Origin of the sequence: Pseudomonas sp. B21_DOA (genome assembly GCA_030544685.1) — a bacterium.
In the GTDB taxonomy this organism is placed as follows: domain Bacteria; phylum Pseudomonadota; class Gammaproteobacteria; order Pseudomonadales; family Pseudomonadaceae; genus Aquipseudomonas; species Aquipseudomonas fluorescens_AO.
The window spans coordinates 5,079,797-5,097,137 of the sequence record CP086683.1 but is presented as its reverse complement, the minus strand read 5'-3'; the positions used below and the strand labels follow the sequence as shown (position 1 = coordinate 5,097,137).

Below are 17,341 nucleotides of genomic sequence, written 5' to 3'. Positions count from 1 at the left end.
GCACAGCAGATTTAGCGCGTCGGGGAGCCGAACCTTAGCGCGTCAGACGCTGCTCGACAATGGGCAAACCGTGCTTTAGTCCAGCGCTGGCTGCGCAAAAGCCTTGCGCAGGTTGTCGTGGGAGAACTCTTCGGCGTGCTCCTCGACCCACTGCAGGGCCAGCGCCTGACTATCCTGCAGATCGTCGTGGCTGTCCTGCATGCGTGAATAGCGTTCGATCTGACACACCTGCTCACCCATTCGCGCGCTGAACAGGGTCTGTTCGTCAGTGAAGGCAATGCCCACCAGATAGCCTTTTTACGCCGCAGACACCAGGCCACGTAGCCCGGGCAACAGAAGTCGGCATTCAGCGTCGGCATGCGTACTTGCAGCGCAGTGCCGTGGCGCCAGGCGCGGTGGTAATTGCAAGCGATGCCGCCGAGGCTGATAGTGTGCAGCTGTTGTCTGGAAATGCATTCAGGCTTGAGTAACGTCAATTCAACCGGCACTTCGTCCGGATGAGGAATGAAACGTCCCATGAGCACAGACTCCCTGTGTCGGCCATCTGACATTGTTTCACCCAGTATAGTGGTCGAATCCGAGCTGACCGACTTCGACGCCGACCAGCGGCTGCTGGCGATGCGCGGGGTTTCTCTGGTGATCTTCACCAGCGTCGGCTGCGCCAGTTGTCGTTATGCCCGCGAGGTGTTGCCGGAATTGCCGCTGGCGATCAATCGGCTGTGCTGGATCGACGCCGGCAACAATGGCGGGCTGGTCGAGCGTTATCAGGTGTTTCATTTGCCGGCGCTGTTTGTGGTGCGCGACGGCGAGTTCTTTGGCGCAGTGCACACTCGTCTGACGGTTGACCAACTCAACCAGGCAGTAGCGCAGGCGCTGGGTCGAATTGCAGAGGAGTTGCCATGAGCGAGACAGTCAACAAACCGGTGGTGGGGATTATCGGCACCGGTGCGATCGGCGGGTTTTACGGGGTGATGCTGGCGCGTGCCGGTTTCGACGTGCATTTCTTGTTGCGCAGCGAATTTTCCGCAGTGGCTGAGCGCGGTTTGCAGATCAACAGTGCGGTGCATGGGCCGTTGACGCTGAATCCGGCCAATGCCTATTCCGCTGCCGAAGACATGCCGCCCTGTGACTGGCTGCTGGTCGGCACCAAGACCACCAGTAATGCCGGTCTGGCCCCGGCGATCATTCAGGCCGCCAAACCTGACGCAAAAGTGCTGTTGCTGCAGAACGGTCTGGATGTCGAAGACAGCCTGCGACCACTGTTGCCGGATTCGCTGCATCTGCTCGGTGGTCTGTGCCTGATTTGCGTGCACCGCCAAGGGCCGGGGCAGATCACCCATCAGGCCCTTGGCGCGGTGAATGTCGGTTATCACAGCGGCTCGGCCATTGATGAAGTAGCGCGTATGGCGATCGTCGAGGAGGGCGCCGGGCTGTTCCGTGCCGCCGGCATCGACTCTCAAGCGATGGCCAACCTTCATCAGGCGCGCTGGCAAAAGCTCGTGTGGAATATTCCCTACAACGGACTCTCAGTATTACTCGGGGCGGGAACCGAAGCGCTGATGGCTGATGCTGACAGCCGCCTGTCGATTCAGGCGTTGATGGCGGAAGTGGTGCAGGGCGCCCGGGCCTGTGGATACGAGATCCCGCCCGGCTATGCCGAGTACCTGTTCACCATGACGGAAAAAATGCCCGATTACTGGCCGAGCATGTACCACGACTTTGCACACAAACGCCCGCTGGAGCTGGAGGCGATCTACGCCCGGCCACTGGCGGCGGCTAAAGCGGCAGGCTGCGAGTTGCCGCGCATCGAGGCGCTGTATCGCCATTTGGGTTTTATCGACCGACGCAATACCTGAGTCGGTTGTTCTGGGGAAGGCATGGCCAATAACATCGATGACAAACTGGTGCTGGCGATTTCCTCGCGCGCCTTGTTCGACCTGAGCGAAAGCCACAAGGTCTACCTGTCGAGCGGCGTCGAAGCCTATCGGCAATACCAGATCGAGCACGAAGACGAAATCCTCGCGCCGGGCGATGCGTTCCCGCTGGTGGAAAAACTCCTGAGCCTGAACAGTCGCCTCGGCCGCGCGCGGGTCGAGGTGATTCTGGTTTCCCGCAACAGCGCCGACACCGGTCTGCGCGTGTTCAATTCGATTCATCATTACGGCCTGGCGATTTCTCGTGCGGCGTTCGTCGGCGGGCGCAGTCCGTATCCGTATCTGAAGGCGTTTGGCTGCGACCTGTTTCTCTCGACCCACGCCGAAGACGTGCGTGCGGCGCTGGACGCCGGGTTCGCCGCTGCAACGATTCTCTCCGGTGGCGCCAGCCGCGCCGCCAGTGATGAATTGCGTATTGCCTTCGACGGTGACGCGGTGATTTTTTCCGACGAGTCCGAGCGCGTTTATCAGTCCGGCGGCCTGGAAGCGTTTCAGGCCAAGGAACGCGAGTCGGCACGCGAGCCTTTGCGCGGTGGCCCGTTCAAGGGCTTTCTGGCAGCGCTCAATCTGTTGCAGCGCGAGTTTCCCGATGACGATTGCCCGATCCGCACAGCGCTGGTGACCGCGCGTTCGGCGCCGGCCCATGAGCGAGTGATTCGCACCTTGCGGGAATGGGATATCCGCCTCGATGAGTCGCTGTTTCTCGGTGGCCTGACCAAATCGGCGTTCCTCGAAGCCTTCGCCGCTGACGTGTTCTTCGATGACCAGACCGGTCATTGCGAACTGGCTCGCGAAGTGGTCGCCACCGGCCACGTGCCCCATGGCATCAGCAACGAACCGTCGATCTAGAGCCTTTTCATTCAGGACGTTGCGTCGCACGTCGTACTCGCCAAGGCACTGCTAAGCTGAATCAATCTCCGCCATCGTTGGCTCGCGAGGAGGTCCCATGATTCGCTCAATGCTGTATGCCACCGACCTCGGTCTGTACGCACCGTTCGTGATGCAGCATGCCCTGGCCTTGGCGCGCACCTTCAATGCCGATCTGTATGTAGTACACGCGGTGGAACCCATGGGCCTGTTTGCCGAGTCGGTGCTGCAAAGCTATCTCGACGAACAGGCATTGAACGAATTCCATAGTCAGGGTCTGAAAACAGTCATCGCCAATATCGAACAACGGGTGCTCGACAGCTTTCGTGAAGAACTGGGGGACGACGGCGAACAGGATCTGCAGCGCATTCGCGCGGTGCGCGTGCTGCAGGGTGATCCGTCGCAGGTGATTCTCGATCAGGTGCACAAGCTCTCGGTCGATCTGCTGATCGTCGGCAGTCACAGCCATGGTGTCGGTGCGGAAACACCGTTGGGGCGCACGGCGGCGCGGGTCCTGCAATTGGCCAAGGTGCCGGTCTATCTGGTGCCGCTGATGGAACGCCGGCGGCGTGAGGATCGCTGAAGCAGGAATAATGGCGTTTTGATAAAAAAGTTCTAGATTTATTCTTCGAACCATTAATATAGTTATATACCGTCGCTGATGCCCGTGGCGTCTACCTGCTTTGAGGGATTGATATGAAGCTTCAACAACTGCGCTACATCTGGGAAGTGGCGCACCACGACCTCAACGTTTCCGCTACCGCCCAAAGCCTGTACACCTCGCAACCGGGTATCAGTAAACAGATCCGCCTGCTGGAAGATGAACTGGGCGTCGAAGTCTTCGCCCGCAGCGGCAAGCACCTGACCCGCGTTACCCCGGCCGGCGAGCGCATCATCACCACCGCCGGTGAAATCCTGCGCAAGGTTGAAAGCATCAAGCAGATTGCCCAGGAATTCTCCAACGAGAAAAAGGGCACCCTGTCGATCGCTACCACCCACACCCAGGCGCGTTATGCGCTGCCACCGGTGATCAGCAATTTCATCAAGCAATACCCGGACGTGGCCCTGCACATGCATCAGGGCTCGCCGATGCAGATCGCCGAAATGGCCGCTGACGGCACCGTCGATTTCGCCATTGCCACTGAAGCGCTGGAGCTGTTCGGTGATCTGGTGATGATGCCGTGCTACCGCTGGAACCGCTGCGTGGTCGTACCCCACGGCCACCCGCTGACCAAGCTGCCGAAGCTGACCCTCGAAGCGCTGGCCGAATACCCGATCGTTACTTACGTGTTCGGTTTCACCGGCCGCTCCAAGCTCGACGAAGCCTTCAGCCATCGCGGCCTGACGCCGAAAGTGGTGTTCACCGCTGCTGACGCCGACGTGATCAAAACCTACGTGCGCCTGGGTCTGGGCGTAGGCATCGTCGCTAAAATGGCCGTCGATACCAAACTCGATAACGACCTGGTGGTGCTGGATGCCAGCGAGCTGTTCGAGTCGAGCATCACCAAGATCGGTTTCCGTCGTGGCACTTTCCTGCGTGGCTTCATGTGCGACTTCATCGAGAAATTCGCCCCGCACCTGACCCGCGAAGTCATGGCCAAGGCCATTCAGTGCCACAACAAGCAAGAGCTCGAAGAGCTGTTCGACGGCGTCGAACTGCCCGTTCACTAAACACCCGCTTCAGAGCACCTTGGTGACAGCAAACTGTTGCCGGGTGCCCGCCACCAGAATCTCCACCTCATCGCCCTCGAACTTGCCCAGCAGGCTTTTGCCCAGCGGCGAGCGCGGGGTGATGACGGTAACCGGCTGACCCACCACGTCGACTTTCAGCCCCGCCGCATCCGGCGCCAGAAACAGCCATTGCTCGCGACCCTTTTCGTCCTCCAGGCCGAGCAGGGCGCCGACTTCAATGCCGCGATTTTCATCGTAGGCACGCAACGTCAGGTTCTGACATAGCGCCAGTGACTGGCGGATTTCCTCAACCCGCTTCGCCTGACCCGCCGCCAGATACGACGCCTCCAGCCCCAGCGTGTCGTACTTGTTTTCGGCGATGTTTTCTTCGTGGGTCGCGGTTTCGTAAGCGGTTTGCGCGGCGCGTTCGGCGATGTCGAGGTCGATGCGCAGCTTGTCGAGAATCAACTGGTGGACGCTGTGTTTGTTCATGATCAATCGCAGAATTGCAAAACGTTGGCGCGGCTCTTTTCGGTCGGCGCGGTCTGGTCCTGCTGCAGCCAGAACTGGCATTTCGGATTGGACGCGTTACGCGAATTGGCGCGCGCCTGATCCAGTCGGGCCTGCTGTTCATTCTTGCGCAGGTTTTCTTCGTACTGTTGGAACAGCGGACTTTGCGGTGGAATGTCCGGCTGTACCTGTACGGGCGCCACAGCCGGAGGATTGACGCGCTGCTGCACCGCTTGCGCGACAGGGGCCAGTTGCTCGGGAAAGATAAAGCGCGAAAGCAGCCAGCAGGTCAGCGCAATCGCCAGGAACCCCAGCCACAGGCCCAGCGCAATGCTGCCGGTCAGATGCAGCGCGCTAAGCTGAACAGGCAAGGGACGACGCGGATTCGGACGGTAGGGCATGGCGGCCTCCTGGCGGATGGTTGCGGGCAAGTGGCGATTGTCGCACGAAGATTAATCGCCGTCGGCTCTTCTGCGCGAGCGCATTTATGCGGACAATCGAGGTCTTTTGCCAACGGGAGAACGGCATGCCTGAAGCGAAACCCCGCTGGGACATTTTCTGCACCGTGGTCGATAACTTCGGTGACATCGGCGTGACCTGGCGCCTGGCCCGGCAGCTGGTGGCCCAGCATGCCTTGCCGGTGCGCCTGTGGGTGGATGATCTGCGCGCGTTCGAGCGCATTTGCCCAGAGATCGATGTCGATGTTGCGCAGCAGCGGCAGCAGGGTGTCGAGGTGCGTCAGTGGCCGAGCGAATGGCTGCACGCCGAGGCGGCCGACGTAGTCATCGCCGCCTTCGCCTGTCAGTTGCCCACTGATTACATGGACAGCATGGCTGCGCGGGAAACGCCGCCGCTGTGGCTCAACCTCGATTATCTCAGCGCCGAAGACTGGGTTACCGGCTGCCACGGCTTGCCGTCGGTGAAATACAAAACGGTGCAGAAGTTCTTTTTCTTTCCAGGTTTCAAGCCGGGCACCGGTGGCTTGCTGCGTGAGCGCGGACTGCTAGAACAGCGTTGGCAGTTTCAGCAGGATCGGCCGGCGCAGCGACATTTCCTGCAAGGCCTGGGCATTGATCCTGCGCCCGACGCGCAATTGATGTCGCTGTTCGCTTATGAAAACCCCGGGTTGGCCAGTTGGCTTGATGTGCTGGCGACCGACGCGCAGCCGACTCACCTGCTGGTGCCGGAAGGGCGGATTCTCGGCGATGTGGCGCGCTGGCTGGAAGTGGAAACCCTGACGGTCGGCGCGATTCACGTGCGCGATTCACTGACCGTGCAAGTGCTGCCGTTTGTCCGTCAGGATCAATACGACCACTTACTGTGGTGCTGCGATTTCAACGCGGTGCGCGGTGAAGACTCATTCGTTCGCGCGCAATGGGCGGGGCGGCCGATGCTCTGGCACATCTATCAGCAGGACGATGACATCCATCTGGACAAGCTCGATGCTTTTCTCGCGCTCTACACTCACGGCCTTTCGCCCGCCGCGGCGCAGGCGATGAACGGTCTGTGGCGAGCGTGGAGCGCCGGGCAACCGATCGGCGAGCACTGGCTGGCGGTGCGGAATCATTGGCCGGAACTCGAGAAAAACGCCGAAGTATGGTGTCTGGAACAGGCCTTGCAGGCGGATCTTGCCACGGCGCTGGTACAGTTTTACCTAAATTGGATATGATACGCGGCCTAGATTTTTGTAAATCCCATCCAAATTCGGATATTCGCAATGAAAACTGGTAAAGAACTCAAACCCGGTACCGTGATCCGTATCGACAACGATCCTTGGCTGGTTCAGAAAGCTGAATTCACCAAGTCGGGCCGTAACAGCGCGATCATGAAGACCAAGCTGAAGAACCTGCTGACCGGTTACAAGACCGAAACCGTTTACGGTGCGGACGACAAACTGGACGACGTGATCCTGGATCGTAAAGAAGCCACCCTGTCGTTCATCAGCGGTGACACTTACACGTTCATGGACACCACTGACTACACCATGTACGAGCTGAACGCCGAAGACATCGAAAGCGTTCTGCCTTTCGTTGAAGAAGGCATGACCGACGTATGCGAAGCCGTGTTCTTCGAAGAGCGTCTGGTTTCCGTAGAACTGCCGACCACCATCGTGCGTCAGGTTGACTACACCGAAGGCTCCGCTCGCGGTGACACTTCCGGCAAGGTGATGAAGCCTGCCAAACTGAAGAACGGTACCGAGCTGTCGGTTGCCGACTTCATCGAAATCGGCGACATGATCGAGATCGATACCCGCGAAGGCGGTTCCTACAAAGGCCGTGCGAAATAAGCACTGCTTTTTGCGGAAAGAAAAACCCGACCATTGAGTCGGGTTTTTTTGTGCCTGTTAGAAACGCTCGGAACCCTGTGGGACGGTGGTTACTTCAAGTGTTGCTTCAGTTCTTCAGACGCCTGCAACATCGCCGAACGCACCGCCGGTACCTGGCTGACCACGTTGAGCAAACCGTAATCGTGAATCATGCCGTTGTAGCGCACCGACGTTACCGGAACCCCGGCCTCGTCGAGTTTGCGTGCGTAAGCTTCACCTTCATCACGCAGCACGTCGGCGCTGGCAGTCTGCACCAGTGCAGGCGGCAGCCCTTTGAGCTGTGCGGTAGTAGCGCGCAGCGGTGAAGCGTAGATCTCGTTGCGCTGTTTGGCGTCGGTGGTGTAGTTGTCCCAGAACCACTTCATCATGTTGCGGGTGAGGAAGTGCCCTTCGGCGTACTGGTTGTACGAACCGGTGTCGAAGTTGGCATCGGTCACCGGCCACAGCAGCACCTGGAATTTGATCGCCGGGGTGCCCTTGTCCTTGGCCATCAGCGCAACCACTGCGGCCATGTTGCCGCCGACGCTGTTGCCGGCCACGGCCAGGCGCTTGCCGTCGACATTGATCTCTTTACCATGTTCCGCCACCCACTTGGTCGCAGCGTAGGCCTGGTTGATCGCCACCGGGTAATGCGCTTCCGGTGAAGGGGTGTAATTGACGAACACCGCCGCCGCTCCCGAACCGACCACGAGATCGCGCACCAGACGTTCGTGAGTCGGGAAGTCCCCCAGCACCCAGCCGCCGCCGTGGAAGAACATGAACACCGGCAGCTCACCCTTGACCCCGGCCGGCCGGACAATGGTCAGGCTCAGCGGTTGACCATCGACCTGCACCGTTTTCTCGCTGACATCGGCTTTGGGCAGCGTCAGTTTGACCCCGGACTGCGCGCCGACCAGCACGGCGCGGGCATCCTTGGGCGACAACTGCTCAATCGGCTTGCCGCTGCCTGAATTCAGCGCATCGAGAAATGCCTGGGTGTTGTGTTCGACATCACCGGCAAAAGCGCTGTGTACCGACAGGGCGAGAAGGGTACCGGTCAAGACTTTGCTGAAAGTGTTCATGTTCATTTTTCCTTGTTCGGGCCGGGGGCTTGAGTGATTACACGGTTACGTGCAGGCGCACATCGACGTTGCCACGGGTGGCGTTGGAGTACGGGCAGACCTGGTGAGCGGCGTCGACCAGCGACTGCGCGTCAGCTTGTTCCAGACCCGGCAGGCTGATGTGCAAATCGATGTCCAGACCGAAACCGCCAGGGATCTGGCCGATGCCGACATGGGCGGTAATCGACGCGTCGTCAGGAATCTTGCGCTTGGTCTGGCTGGCTACGAATTTCAGTGCGCCGATGAAGCAGGCCGAGTAACCGGCAGCGAACAGTTGCTCAGGGTTGGTCGCCGCGCCGCCAGCACCGCCGAGTTCTTTCGGGGTGGCCAGTTTGACGTCGAGTACGTTGTCGCTAGAGATTGCACGACCGTCACGGCCGCCAGTGGAAGTTGCGATTGCGGTGTAGAGAGTTTGCATGGTGTGAGCCTCATTGGTTGTGGTTTTGTGCGCTAATTGTTTGCGCGCTAAGTAGGTGTGAAGAGAATGTATAGCGCTAATGTTTAGCGCGCAAGATAAATTTTTAATAAAAAGCACGTTTTGCTCAATGGCTAAGCCTGGAAGGGGGACGCAAGGCTTGATTTAGACGGCTTGGCGAGGAAATACAGGCGTGAAAAATATTTTTTGTTGGCGCCGAAATCAGTGTGGGAGCGGGCTTGCCCGCGAAGACGGAGTGTCAGTCAAAATGATGTCGGCTGACAGGTCGCCATCGCGGGCAAGCCCGCTCCCACAGGGACAGTGTTGTGCTCGGAAATGAGGATCAGGTCAGGCTGTCTTGCAGATGTCCGCGCAGCGCTTGCAGCTCGGCCTGCAACTTCTGCAGACGTTCCAGGGTGAAGCCACTGGCGCCAAGAATGCACTGCGGCACGGTCTGCGCCTTGTCGCGCAAGGCGCGGCCTGCTGCGGTCAGTTCGACAATCACCACTCGCTCATCTTCACGACTGCGGGTGCGGCTGAGCAGGCCTTCGGCTTCCAGACGCTTGAGCAATGGCGTCAGCGATCCCGGATCGGTCAGCAGGCGTGCGCTGATTTCTCCGACAGTCAGACCGTCCTTCTCCCACAACACCATCATCGCCAGATATTGCGGATAGGTCAGGCCCAGCGCCTGCAACAGCGGCTTGTAGACCTTGGTCATCATCAGCGAGGTCGAGTGCAGGGCGAAGCATGCCTGATTGTCGAGCAGCAGGTCGTCGCAGTTGTCGCGTTCGGAAGTCATGTCAAAGCCTTGATCGTTGATCGTTTTTTAATCTAGCGCTCGAATCTTTAATGCGCCAGATAAATATGCCCGGCGTCAGTGCCGGGCGAATTGTCGTTGCAGCGCAAGATCCCACGGCGGCACCGGGCTGAAGCGGGTTTTGAGGTATTCCAGCAACAAACGACTGCGCGAATGGACCTGCTGTTCCATGCGCAGCGCGTAGATGCCGGTGGACTCCGGCGGCGGCAGGCCATTTTCACAAAACAGCGGCACCAGTTCGCCACGCAGCAAGTAGTCGCTGGCCAGCCAGGTCGGCAGGTGTGCGACGCCCAGACCCGCCGCCGCGCCACACGCCAGGGCTTCGGCATTGTTGGCGCTCAGGCGCACCCGCGATGGCCGGTGCAGTTGCATTTGCCCGTCGACTTCGAATTTCCAGGCGAAGGGCGGAGCAAGGCCTTCCCAGTCGAGCCCGTCGTGTTCGCTCAATTGCACTGGGGACTCGGGCACGCCGCGCTGCTTGAGGTAGTCAGGGCTGGCGCAGGCGACGCGGACCATACTCGCCAGTGGCGTGGCAACCAGGCGCGAATCGGCCAACTGCCCGGTACGCAGCACCAGATCGACCTTGCCCAGGCTGCTGCCGGCCATGTCGCTGAAGCTGTCGATCAGGTGCATCTGCACATCCAGTCCAGGGTACAGCAAGAGAAAGTCGGCAATCACCGGTGCCAGATGCCGCCGCCCGAAGGCTGCTGGCGCATCGATGCGGATTAGCCCTTCCGGTGCGCTACTCAACGACACCGCCTCGGCGCGTGCCAGTTGCAACTCGGCGATGATCCGTCGCGCTCGTTCGGCAAAGGCCAGTCCGGCCGAAGTCGGTAGCACGGCATGGGTGCTACGCACGAACAGCTGGCTGCCGACGGCACTTTCCAGGCTGTCGATGCGCCGCGCCACGGCAGAAGGTGTCAGCGGATGACGGCGCGAAGCGGCAGAAAAGCTGCCACTCTCCAGCACATCGAGAAAGAGACCGAGCTGATCGGTCAATTGATTGAGGTTCATGGGAAACCACGCTTGTGCAGAATCGGCATAGCCATTGTGCGTTGCTGTGCGTTTCCCTGCTAGGCGTGAATGCGTAGCATTGGCCACCTGTCGTTAGAGGATTACCGTTGTGATGGATTTTCTGTTGTACCTGCTGTTCGGCGCTGCCCTTGGCACATTGGGCGGGATCTTTGGCATTGGCGGTGGCTTGATTGCGATTCCGTTGCTTGGCGTGTGGTTTGGGCTTGATCAGCAGATCGCCCAAGGCACGGCGTTGGTGATGGTGGTACCGAACGTGATGCTCGCGCTGTGGCGTTATCACCAGCGCAATCGCATCGAGTTGCGCCATGCGCTGCCGCTGGCAGTGATGGGTTTCTGCTTTGCCTGGCTTGGTTCGATCTGGGCGGTGGGCATCGACGCGCAAACCATGCGCATCGGTTTTGTCGCCTTTCTGGTGGCGCTATCGGCCTACAACCTGTTGAAGATGTTCGGTCCGCGCCCAGCGCCGACTGCCGAGATGCGCTATTCGTGGCCGTGGCTGGGCGTGCTCGGCGCCGCGTCGGGAACCATGGGCGGCTTGTTCGGCGTCGGCGGCGCAGTGGTCGCCACGCCAGTGCTGACCAGCCTGTTCGGCACCACGCAAGTGGTCGCTCAGGGCTTGTCATTGGCGCTGGCCTTGCCGAGCACCGGGTGACGCTGGTGACTTACGCGGTGCACCACGAAGTCGATTGGATGATCGGCCTGCCTCTGGCGGTCGGAGGTCTGCTCAGCATCAGTTGGGGCGTGAAAGTGGCCCACGCCATGCCGGAAAAATTCTGCGTGGGCTGTTCTGCGGGTTCCTGGTGCTGTGTGCGGTGATGCTCGCGTTTAAAGTTTGAAGCCCTCGACGATGTGCTCGGCCAGGCACTCGGTGATCGGCGACGGATTGTTCAGATTGCGGATCAGCATGATGCTCGCCTCGGGCAACAGCGGCAGATCTTCGGCGGCGCCAAGGATGCGCATGTCCGGGGTGATCAGGCTTTCCAGTTGCGCGGTGATCGCTAGCCCTGCGCTGACCACGGCCATCAGCGCCGACAGGCTGCTGCTGTTGTAGGCGATGCGGTAATCGCGGCCCATCGCGTCCAGCGCATTGCACGCCCACAAACGGCAGAAACAATCACTGTTGAACATCGCCAGGGGCAGCGGCGTCTGTTCGTGGGCGCTGAAGTTCTGCGCCTCGGCCCAGACAAAGCGCTCCTTGCGCAGCAACTGGCCAATCTCGTTGCCCGGCTCACGGGTGACGATCGACAAATCCAGGTCGGTGCGTTGCAGCAACTGTTTGCTCGACTCGCAATGCACCTCGATCTGGATCAGCGGATAGAACTGCGCGAACCGCGACAGAATCCCCGGCAGAAATCGCATCACATAATCATCCGGCGTACCGATGCGCACGGTGCCGACCATGTGCGGCTCGCGCAGGGTGTTGAACACTTCACTGTGCAGTTTGAGGATGCGCCGCGCATAACCGAGCAGCACTTGGCCTTCGGCCGTCAGGCGCACCTGACGGCCATCGCGCTCGAACAGTTGGCGCTGCAACACATCCTCTTCCAGGCGTTTCATCTGCATGCTCACCGCCGACTGGGTGCGGTTGACCATCTCGCCAGCACGGGTGAAACCGCCCTGATCGGCAATCGCGACGAAGGTGCGCAGGACATCGGTATCGATACTGGGGTAGGCGGACAATTGATGAATCTCCGTGATGCATGCCATCAGAAACATTCGTTGGATTGATCTTAGCGCCGGCGCGAGACTTGAGCCATCCACAAAAGGAGGCAAGACGATGAAAGGTCAAAGAGAGTATGTGAACGAAGAACAGCTGTCCGGCCATGGCCATATCGTGTCCGATCTGCTGCACAAATTCAGCCGTTGGTATGAGCTGCATCGTGAACGGGAAATGCTCGCCGGTCTGAGCGATGAGGCGCTGAAGGACATCGGCATCAGCCGCGCCGATGTCGAACACGAAACCGTGCGGCCGTTCTGGGACGACCCGATGCATAAATGATGAGGCTATCGCTACACAAACCCCTTTCAGGTGAGGTAGGTTGCGAGCAGACATGGAGGAATAAATGCCCGCGACAGTGTCCTTTTCCCTCAAACAGGCGCGACGTCTGGCGCTGGCCGCCCAAGGGTTCAACGGGCGCCAGCTGCCGACCGTCAATGCCAGTCATCTCAACCGGCTGATCGAACGGCTGGGCCTGCTGCAAATCGATTCCGTCAATGCCGTGGTGCGCTCGCACTACCTGCCGCTGTTTTCCCGTCTCGGTTCCTATCCTTCCGACTTGCTCGACCAGGCTGCCTGGAGTTCGGGGCGTCGGCGCACGCTGTTCGAATATTGGGGCCACGAAGCGTCGCTGTTACCGATGTCGATGTACCCGTTGCTGGGTTGGCGCATGCAACGCGCCAAGCGTGGCGAAGACATCTATCAGCAACTGGCAAAGTTTGGTCGCGAACAGCAGGAAACCATCCGCCGCGTGCTGACTGCGGTGGAGGAGCGGGCGCGCTGGGGGCCGGCAGTCTGTCAACCCGCGAAGACAAGGCCGGGCCATGGTGGGACTGGAGTGCCGAGAAACATGCGCTGGAATGGTTGTTCGCCGCCGGTGAGGTCACAGTAGCGGGGCGACGCGGTTTCGAGCGCTTGTACGATTTGCCCGAGCGAGTGATTCCGGCAGCGATTCTGCAGCAGCCCCAACCGGACGAGGCCGAGGCGCAACGCGGTTTGCTGCTGCATGCGGCGCAAGCATTGGGTATTGGTACGGAAAAAGACCTGCGCGATTATTTCCGTCTGAGCCCTGCGGATGCGCGGCCGCGTCTGGCTGAGTTGGTTGAGGCGGGGCAATTGCAGATGTGCGAAGTCGCCGACTGGCGGCAGATCGCCTATTGCCTGCCGGAGCCCAAAGTGCCGCGCAAGGTCATTGCCATCGCGCTGCTGTCGCCGTTCGACTCGCTGATCTGGGAACGCAGTCGCACCGAGCGCCTGTTCGATTTTCGCTATCGTCTGGAAATCTACACACCGCAGCCCAAGCGGGTTTACGGCTATTACGTGCTGCCGTTTTTGCACAACGAGCGGATCGCCGCGCGGGTTGATCTGCGTGCCGAACGGGCAGCAGGGCAGTTGGCGGTGCATGCGGTTCACGAGGAAGAGCCGGGGCTGGATGAAGAGGGGATGTCGGCGCTGGCGCTGAATTTGCGGCGAATGGCGGGTTGGCTGGGGCTTGAGCGGGTGCAGTTGAATTGTCAGCGCGAGAGTGCGGCTCGGCTCAGAGTCGCGTTCGCGCAGGTTGAGGGTATCTGAGCTGGCCCTTCGCGAGCAAGCTCGCTCCCACATTGGTTTTGTGTAGGCCACAGGTCCTGTGTGTGAGCGAGCTTGCTCGCGAAGATGGCGACTCGGTCTAGCGCCGGACTTGCTTCAGGGTTTCGGCAATCAAAAACGCCAATTCCAGCGACTGATCAGCATTCATCCGCGGATCGCAGTGGGTGTGATAACGGTCGGACAAGCCATCCTCGGTAATCGGTCGGGCGCCGCCGATGCACTCGGTGACGTTCTGCCCGGTCATCTCGATGTGAATGCCGCCGGCATAACTGCCTTCCGCTTCGTGCACCTGGAAGAACTGCTTCACCTCGCCAAGAATCTGCGCGAAGTCACGGGTCTTGTAGCCGCTGCTGGCCTTGATGGTGTTGCCGTGCATCGGGTCGGAGCTCCACAGCACCTGCTTGCCTTCGCGCTGGACCGCGCGGATCAGTGCCGGCAGATGATCGCCGACCTTGTTCGCGCCCATCCGCGCGATCAGGTTCAAGCGGCCCGGATCGTTGTCCGGGTTGAGCACGTCGATCAGGCGAATCAGATCATCGGGATTCATGCTCGGGCCGACCTTGACGCCGATCGGGTTGTTCACCCCGCGCAGAAATTCGACGTGCGCGCCGTCGAGCTGGCGGGTGCGGTCGCCGATCCACAGCATGTGCGCCGAGCAGTCGTAGTAATCGTTGGTCAGGCTGTCGCGGCGCACGAAGGCTTCTTCGTAGTTCAGCAGCAACGCTTCGTGGGCGGTGAAGAAGCTGGTTTCGCGCAGTTGCGGCGAGCTGTCCATGCCGCAGGCGCGCATGAACGCGAGGGTTTCATCAATGCGGTCGGCGAGGTGGCTGTACTTCTCGGCCAGCGCCGAGTTGGCGATGAAATCCAGGTTCCACTTGTGCACCTGATGCAGGTCGGCAAAACCGCCCTGAGCGAAAGCGCGCAACAGGTTCAGGGTCGCCGTGGACTGATGGTAGGACTGCAGCAGACGTTCCGGATCCGGCACGCGGCTCTTTTCGTCGAAGCCGATGCCGTTGACGATGTCGCCACGGTAGGCCGGCAGGGTCACGCCGCCGATGGTTTCGTCGTTGGCCGAACGCGGCTTGGCGAACTGGCCGGCCATGCGCCCGACCTTGACCACCGGGCAGCCAGCGGCGAAGGTCATGACGATTGCCATTTGCAGCAACACTTTAAAGGTGTCGCGGATCTTCGCGGCGGAGAATTCGGCGAAGCTTTCCGCGCAATCGCCGCCCTGCAACAGGAACGCGCGGCCCTGGGTGACTTCGGCAAACTGGCGGCGCAATTCGCGCGCTTCGCCGGCGAACACCAGCGGCGGATAGCTGGCCAGGGTCTGCTCGACCTGGCGCAGGTGCGCGGCGTCGGGGTATTGCGGTTGTTGCTGGATCGGCAGGGCGCGCCAGCTGTCAGGGCTCCACGGTTGGCTCATCACGGTCTCGAAGTTCGTACGCAGGGGAGCGCCATGTTAGCAGCAATTAGTGCGTGACCTGCTCCCGCCCCATCGCCGACAATCGCCGCTTTGCCACGGCGCCACAGCGGTGCCATCGCGTCACCGCGCCCGGTGACCATCAGGAGACGAAATGACTGAGGAGCGCGTCGAGCATCTGCTCGCCGAAGTACAGGATGAGTTCGGCGTGATTCGCGTGCTGGAAGTGGCCGATTACCGCTTTCTCGAGTTCGGCGATGCGATCGAGCAGAGCTGCGTGTTCACCGCCGATCCGAGCTGGCTGGAGTACGACTATACCCGCGCCATGCTGATCGGCGCGCTGTGCCACGAGCAGCCGGAGAGCGCACTGTTTCTCGGTTTGGGGCGGGCACGCTGACCCAGGCTTGCCTGAAGTTTCTGCCGCTGGAAGACGTCGAAGCCATCGAACTGCGCCCGGACGTGCCGCGTCTGGCCATCGAATATCTCGGCCTGGACGATGATCCGCGTTTGTACATCCGCGTCGGCGATGCGCTGGAATTGCTGCCGACTGCCGAGCCGGCGGATCTGATTTTCGTCGACCTCTATACCGATGTCGGCCCCGGTGTCGGGCATCTGGCGTGGAGTTTTCTTGGCGACTGTCAGAAGCGCTTGAATCCGGGCGGCTGGCTGGTGATCAACCAGTGGGCCACCGACGACGGCAAACCGCTGGGCGCGGCGTTGTTGCGTGGCCTCTATCACCGGCACTACTGGGAATTGCCGGTGAAGGAGGGCAACGTGATTCTGATTGTCCCGGCCGATCTCGATCAGGCACTGGACATGCAGGCGCTGACCCAACGGGCCGAAGCGCTGGCGCCGCGGTTGGGGTATTCGTTGCAATCGTTGATCAACGCGATTCGCCCGGCGACCTGAGCCGGCAGTACCGCCCCTTCGCTGGCAAGCCAGCTCCCACAGGATTCGCGCCGTACGTAAAACGTGTGGACGACTCGGTCATTGTGGGAGCGGGCTTGCCCGCGAAGGCGTCCTGATAGTCACAACATCTTTCAGATCCCTTTGAAAACCCCAGGCCGCCGTTCCACCAACGACCGCACCCCTCCCGGGCATCCTCAGTGGCGAGCAACTTCTTCACCAGCGCCGGTAACGCCTGCGCCGCCGCTGTCTCACCCTCATAACGCGCCTGTCTCGCTGACATCAACGTCGCCTGCACGCCCAGCGGCGCCTGCCGGGCAATCCGTTCGGCCAGTTCGATCGCTCGGGGCAGCAAGTCTTCGCTGGCCATCACTTCCTGGACCAAGCCCAGATGCAACGCATCGTGGGCATCGAACTCATCGCCAGTGAGCAACCAGCGCATCGCATTGCCCCAGCCGGCGATCTGCTGGAAACGTAAAGTCGCACCACCGAAAGCAAAGATCCCACGCTGCACTTCCATCTGCGCGAAGCGGGTATTGCTCGCGCACAGGTTGATGTCTGCCGCCAGCATCAGCTCGATGCCGATGGTCAGGCAGTAACCCTGCGCGGCGACGATGACCGGTTTGCTCACCCGTGGGCCGACGAAAACACCCCAGGGATCGCACCCGCCGCTTGGAACCTGCCAGCCTTCGGCCAGTGCTGCACTGGCGTTGACCAGATCGAGCCCGGCGGTGAAGTGTTCGCCGTGGCCAAACACCACCGCCACTCGCGCTTCGCGGTCAGCTTCGAATTCGCCGTAGGCCAGGCTCAGATCATTGAGCAGGTCGATATCGAAAGCGTTGCGCTTGGCCGCCCGATCAAGGCCGATCAGGTGCACGTGGCCACGACGTTCTCGGCTGACGCGGCCGGCGCAGGGCTGATTCATGGCTAAATCCTCAAGCGGGAAGGGCGAAGGCGCGGCGCTTTGCCGCAGGTCGGTGAATCGTTTTAGCGGCATCGCCCACAGGGCCGGGCCTTTGCAAAATAGACC

The 17,341-nt window shown here is 60.6% G+C and carries 16 protein-coding genes and 5 pseudogenes; 11 read left to right on the top strand and 10 right to left on the bottom strand.

What is annotated here, in order from left to right; translation table 11 throughout:
- Positions 1 to 75: 75 nt before the first annotated feature.
- A pseudogene (locus LJU32_23525) lies at positions 76 to 518 on the bottom strand (PilZ domain-containing protein).
- Between LJU32_23525 and LJU32_23520 the strand changes: the two are divergent.
- The 5 genes from LJU32_23520 to cysB all read left to right on the top strand — a co-directional run bounded on the left by LJU32_23520 (position 517) and on the right by cysB (position 4,472).
- Positions 517 to 903: a thioredoxin family protein gene (locus LJU32_23520; protein WKV88380.1), complete on the top strand. Its 387-nt coding sequence runs from the start codon at positions 517 to 519 to the stop codon at positions 901 to 903. The pseudogene LJU32_23525 and the gene LJU32_23520 sit on opposite strands and share 2 nt — an antisense overlap.
- Complete coding sequence (locus LJU32_23515) at positions 900 to 1,856, top strand: putative 2-dehydropantoate 2-reductase (protein WKV88379.1); 957 nt, start codon at positions 900 to 902, stop codon at positions 1,854 to 1,856. Before LJU32_23520 ends, LJU32_23515 begins: the two co-directional genes overlap by 4 nt.
- A gap of 21 nt (positions 1,857 to 1,877) precedes the next feature.
- On the top strand, positions 1,878 to 2,783 hold the full coding sequence (locus LJU32_23510) for a 5'-nucleotidase (protein WKV88378.1): 906 nt from the start codon (positions 1,878 to 1,880) through the stop codon (positions 2,781 to 2,783).
- 97 nt (positions 2,784 to 2,880) lie between these two features.
- Positions 2,881 to 3,384 carry a universal stress protein gene (locus LJU32_23505; GenBank protein WKV88377.1) on the top strand — a complete coding sequence of 168 codons (504 nt, stop codon included), beginning with the start codon at positions 2,881 to 2,883 and terminating at the stop codon, positions 3,382 to 3,384.
- Positions 3,385 to 3,497: 113 nt separating this feature from the next.
- On the top strand, positions 3,498 to 4,472 hold the full coding sequence (gene cysB, locus LJU32_23500) for an HTH-type transcriptional regulator CysB (protein WKV88376.1): 975 nt from the start codon (positions 3,498 to 3,500) through the stop codon (positions 4,470 to 4,472).
- Positions 4,473 to 4,481: 9 nt separating this feature from the next.
- Here the strand turns inward: cysB and LJU32_23495 are convergent, their stop codons facing one another.
- Both LJU32_23495 and LJU32_23490 read right to left on the bottom strand, forming a co-directional pair.
- Complete coding sequence (locus LJU32_23495) at positions 4,482 to 4,964, bottom strand: GreA/GreB family elongation factor (protein WKV88375.1); 483 nt, start codon at positions 4,962 to 4,964, stop codon at positions 4,482 to 4,484.
- A gap of 2 nt (positions 4,965 to 4,966) precedes the next feature.
- Positions 4,967 to 5,383, bottom strand: coding sequence for a hypothetical protein (locus LJU32_23490; GenBank protein ID WKV88374.1), 417 nt, complete (start codon positions 5,381 to 5,383; stop codon positions 4,967 to 4,969).
- A gap of 125 nt (positions 5,384 to 5,508) precedes the next feature.
- On the opposite strand from LJU32_23490, the gene earP reads away from it, so the two are divergent.
- Both earP and LJU32_23480 read left to right on the top strand, forming a co-directional pair.
- Entirely contained in the window at positions 5,509 to 6,651 is a 1,143-nt protein-coding gene (gene earP / locus LJU32_23485; GenBank protein ID WKV88373.1) for an elongation factor P maturation arginine rhamnosyltransferase EarP, read from the top strand.
- Between the two features lie 48 nt (positions 6,652 to 6,699).
- On the top strand, positions 6,700 to 7,269 hold the full coding sequence (locus tag LJU32_23480; GenBank protein WKV88372.1) for an elongation factor P: 570 nt from the start codon (positions 6,700 to 6,702) through the stop codon (positions 7,267 to 7,269).
- 89 nt (positions 7,270 to 7,358) lie between these two features.
- Here the strand turns inward: LJU32_23480 and LJU32_23475 are convergent, their stop codons facing one another.
- From LJU32_23475 to LJU32_23460, 4 genes are all read right to left on the bottom strand, one after another.
- The gene (locus LJU32_23475; GenBank protein WKV88371.1) at positions 7,359 to 8,369 is read right to left on the bottom strand and encodes an alpha/beta hydrolase; all 1,011 of its coding nucleotides are present in this window, start codon (positions 8,367 to 8,369) and stop codon (positions 7,359 to 7,361) included.
- Between the two features lie 37 nt (positions 8,370 to 8,406).
- Positions 8,407 to 8,826, bottom strand: a complete 420-nt coding sequence (locus tag LJU32_23470) for an organic hydroperoxide resistance protein (GenBank protein ID WKV88370.1) — start codon at positions 8,824 to 8,826, stop codon at positions 8,407 to 8,409.
- Positions 8,827 to 9,166: 340 nt separating this feature from the next.
- Positions 9,167 to 9,622 (bottom strand): MarR family transcriptional regulator, encoded by a 456-nt coding sequence (locus LJU32_23465; protein WKV88369.1) that lies wholly within the window; start codon positions 9,620 to 9,622, stop codon positions 9,167 to 9,169.
- A 75-nt stretch (positions 9,623 to 9,697) separates the two neighbouring features.
- Positions 9,698 to 10,654 (bottom strand): LysR family transcriptional regulator, encoded by a 957-nt coding sequence (locus LJU32_23460; GenBank protein ID WKV88368.1) that lies wholly within the window; start codon positions 10,652 to 10,654, stop codon positions 9,698 to 9,700.
- A gap of 109 nt (positions 10,655 to 10,763) precedes the next feature.
- Between LJU32_23460 and LJU32_23455 the strand changes: the two are divergent.
- Positions 10,764 to 11,511, top strand: a pseudogene (locus tag LJU32_23455) (sulfite exporter TauE/SafE family protein).
- On the opposite strand, the gene LJU32_23450 reads toward LJU32_23455, so the two are convergent.
- Entirely contained in the window at positions 11,501 to 12,355 is an 855-nt protein-coding gene (locus LJU32_23450) for a LysR family transcriptional regulator (GenBank protein ID WKV91183.1), read from the bottom strand. The pseudogene LJU32_23455 and the gene LJU32_23450 sit on opposite strands and share 11 nt — an antisense overlap.
- Positions 12,356 to 12,452: 97 nt before the next feature.
- Between LJU32_23450 and LJU32_23445 the strand changes: the two genes are divergently transcribed.
- Both LJU32_23445 and LJU32_23440 read left to right on the top strand, forming a co-directional pair.
- Entirely contained in the window at positions 12,453 to 12,674 is a 222-nt protein-coding gene (locus LJU32_23445; GenBank protein WKV88367.1) for a DUF1127 domain-containing protein, read from the top strand.
- 64 nt (positions 12,675 to 12,738) lie between these two features.
- Positions 12,739 to 13,964: pseudogene (locus LJU32_23440) on the top strand (winged helix-turn-helix domain-containing protein).
- Between the two features lie 97 nt (positions 13,965 to 14,061).
- On the opposite strand, the gene LJU32_23435 reads toward LJU32_23440, so the two are convergent.
- Positions 14,062 to 15,408, bottom strand: coding sequence for a 3-deoxy-7-phosphoheptulonate synthase class II (locus LJU32_23435; GenBank protein ID WKV88366.1), 1,347 nt, complete (start codon positions 15,406 to 15,408; stop codon positions 14,062 to 14,064).
- Between the two features lie 151 nt (positions 15,409 to 15,559).
- Between LJU32_23435 and LJU32_23430 the strand changes: the two are divergent.
- Positions 15,560 to 16,314, top strand: a pseudogene (locus tag LJU32_23430) (spermidine synthase).
- Positions 16,315 to 16,445: 131 nt separating this feature from the next.
- Here the strand turns inward: LJU32_23430 and LJU32_23425 are convergent.
- Positions 16,446 to 17,236: pseudogene (locus tag LJU32_23425) on the bottom strand (crotonase/enoyl-CoA hydratase family protein).
- Positions 17,237 to 17,341: the final 105 nt, after the last annotated feature.

What these genes read in the sequence shown, in the direction of transcription:
- LJU32_23520 (WKV88380.1), top strand. Translation starts at nt 517, where the DNA reads ATGAGCACAGACTCCCTGTGTCGGCCATCTGACATTGTTTCACCCAGT.
- LJU32_23515 (WKV88379.1), top strand. Translation starts at nt 900, where the DNA reads ATGAGCGAGACAGTCAACAAACCGGTGGTGGGGATTATCGGCACCGGT.
- LJU32_23510 (WKV88378.1), top strand. Translation starts at nt 1,878, where the DNA reads ATGGCCAATAACATCGATGACAAACTGGTGCTGGCGATTTCCTCGCGC.
- LJU32_23505 (WKV88377.1), top strand. Translation starts at nt 2,881, where the DNA reads ATGATTCGCTCAATGCTGTATGCCACCGACCTCGGTCTGTACGCACCG.
- cysB (WKV88376.1), top strand. Translation starts at nt 3,498, where the DNA reads ATGAAGCTTCAACAACTGCGCTACATCTGGGAAGTGGCGCACCACGAC.
- LJU32_23495 (WKV88375.1), bottom strand. Translation starts at nt 4,964, where the DNA reads ATGAACAAACACAGCGTCCACCAGTTGATTCTCGACAAGCTGCGCATC.
- LJU32_23490 (WKV88374.1), bottom strand. Translation starts at nt 5,383, where the DNA reads ATGCCCTACCGTCCGAATCCGCGTCGTCCCTTGCCTGTTCAGCTTAGC.
- earP (WKV88373.1), top strand. Translation starts at nt 5,509, where the DNA reads ATGCCTGAAGCGAAACCCCGCTGGGACATTTTCTGCACCGTGGTCGAT.
- LJU32_23480 (WKV88372.1), top strand. Translation starts at nt 6,700, where the DNA reads ATGAAAACTGGTAAAGAACTCAAACCCGGTACCGTGATCCGTATCGAC.
- LJU32_23475 (WKV88371.1), bottom strand. Translation starts at nt 8,369, where the DNA reads ATGAACACTTTCAGCAAAGTCTTGACCGGTACCCTTCTCGCCCTGTCG.
- LJU32_23470 (WKV88370.1), bottom strand. Translation starts at nt 8,826, where the DNA reads ATGCAAACTCTCTACACCGCAATCGCAACTTCCACTGGCGGCCGTGAC.
- LJU32_23465 (WKV88369.1), bottom strand. Translation starts at nt 9,622, where the DNA reads ATGACTTCCGAACGCGACAACTGCGACGACCTGCTGCTCGACAATCAG.
- LJU32_23460 (WKV88368.1), bottom strand. Translation starts at nt 10,654, where the DNA reads ATGAACCTCAATCAATTGACCGATCAGCTCGGTCTCTTTCTCGATGTG.
- LJU32_23445 (WKV88367.1), top strand. Translation starts at nt 12,453, where the DNA reads ATGAAAGGTCAAAGAGAGTATGTGAACGAAGAACAGCTGTCCGGCCAT.
- LJU32_23435 (WKV88366.1), bottom strand. Translation starts at nt 15,408, where the DNA reads ATGAGCCAACCGTGGAGCCCTGACAGCTGGCGCGCCCTGCCGATCCAG.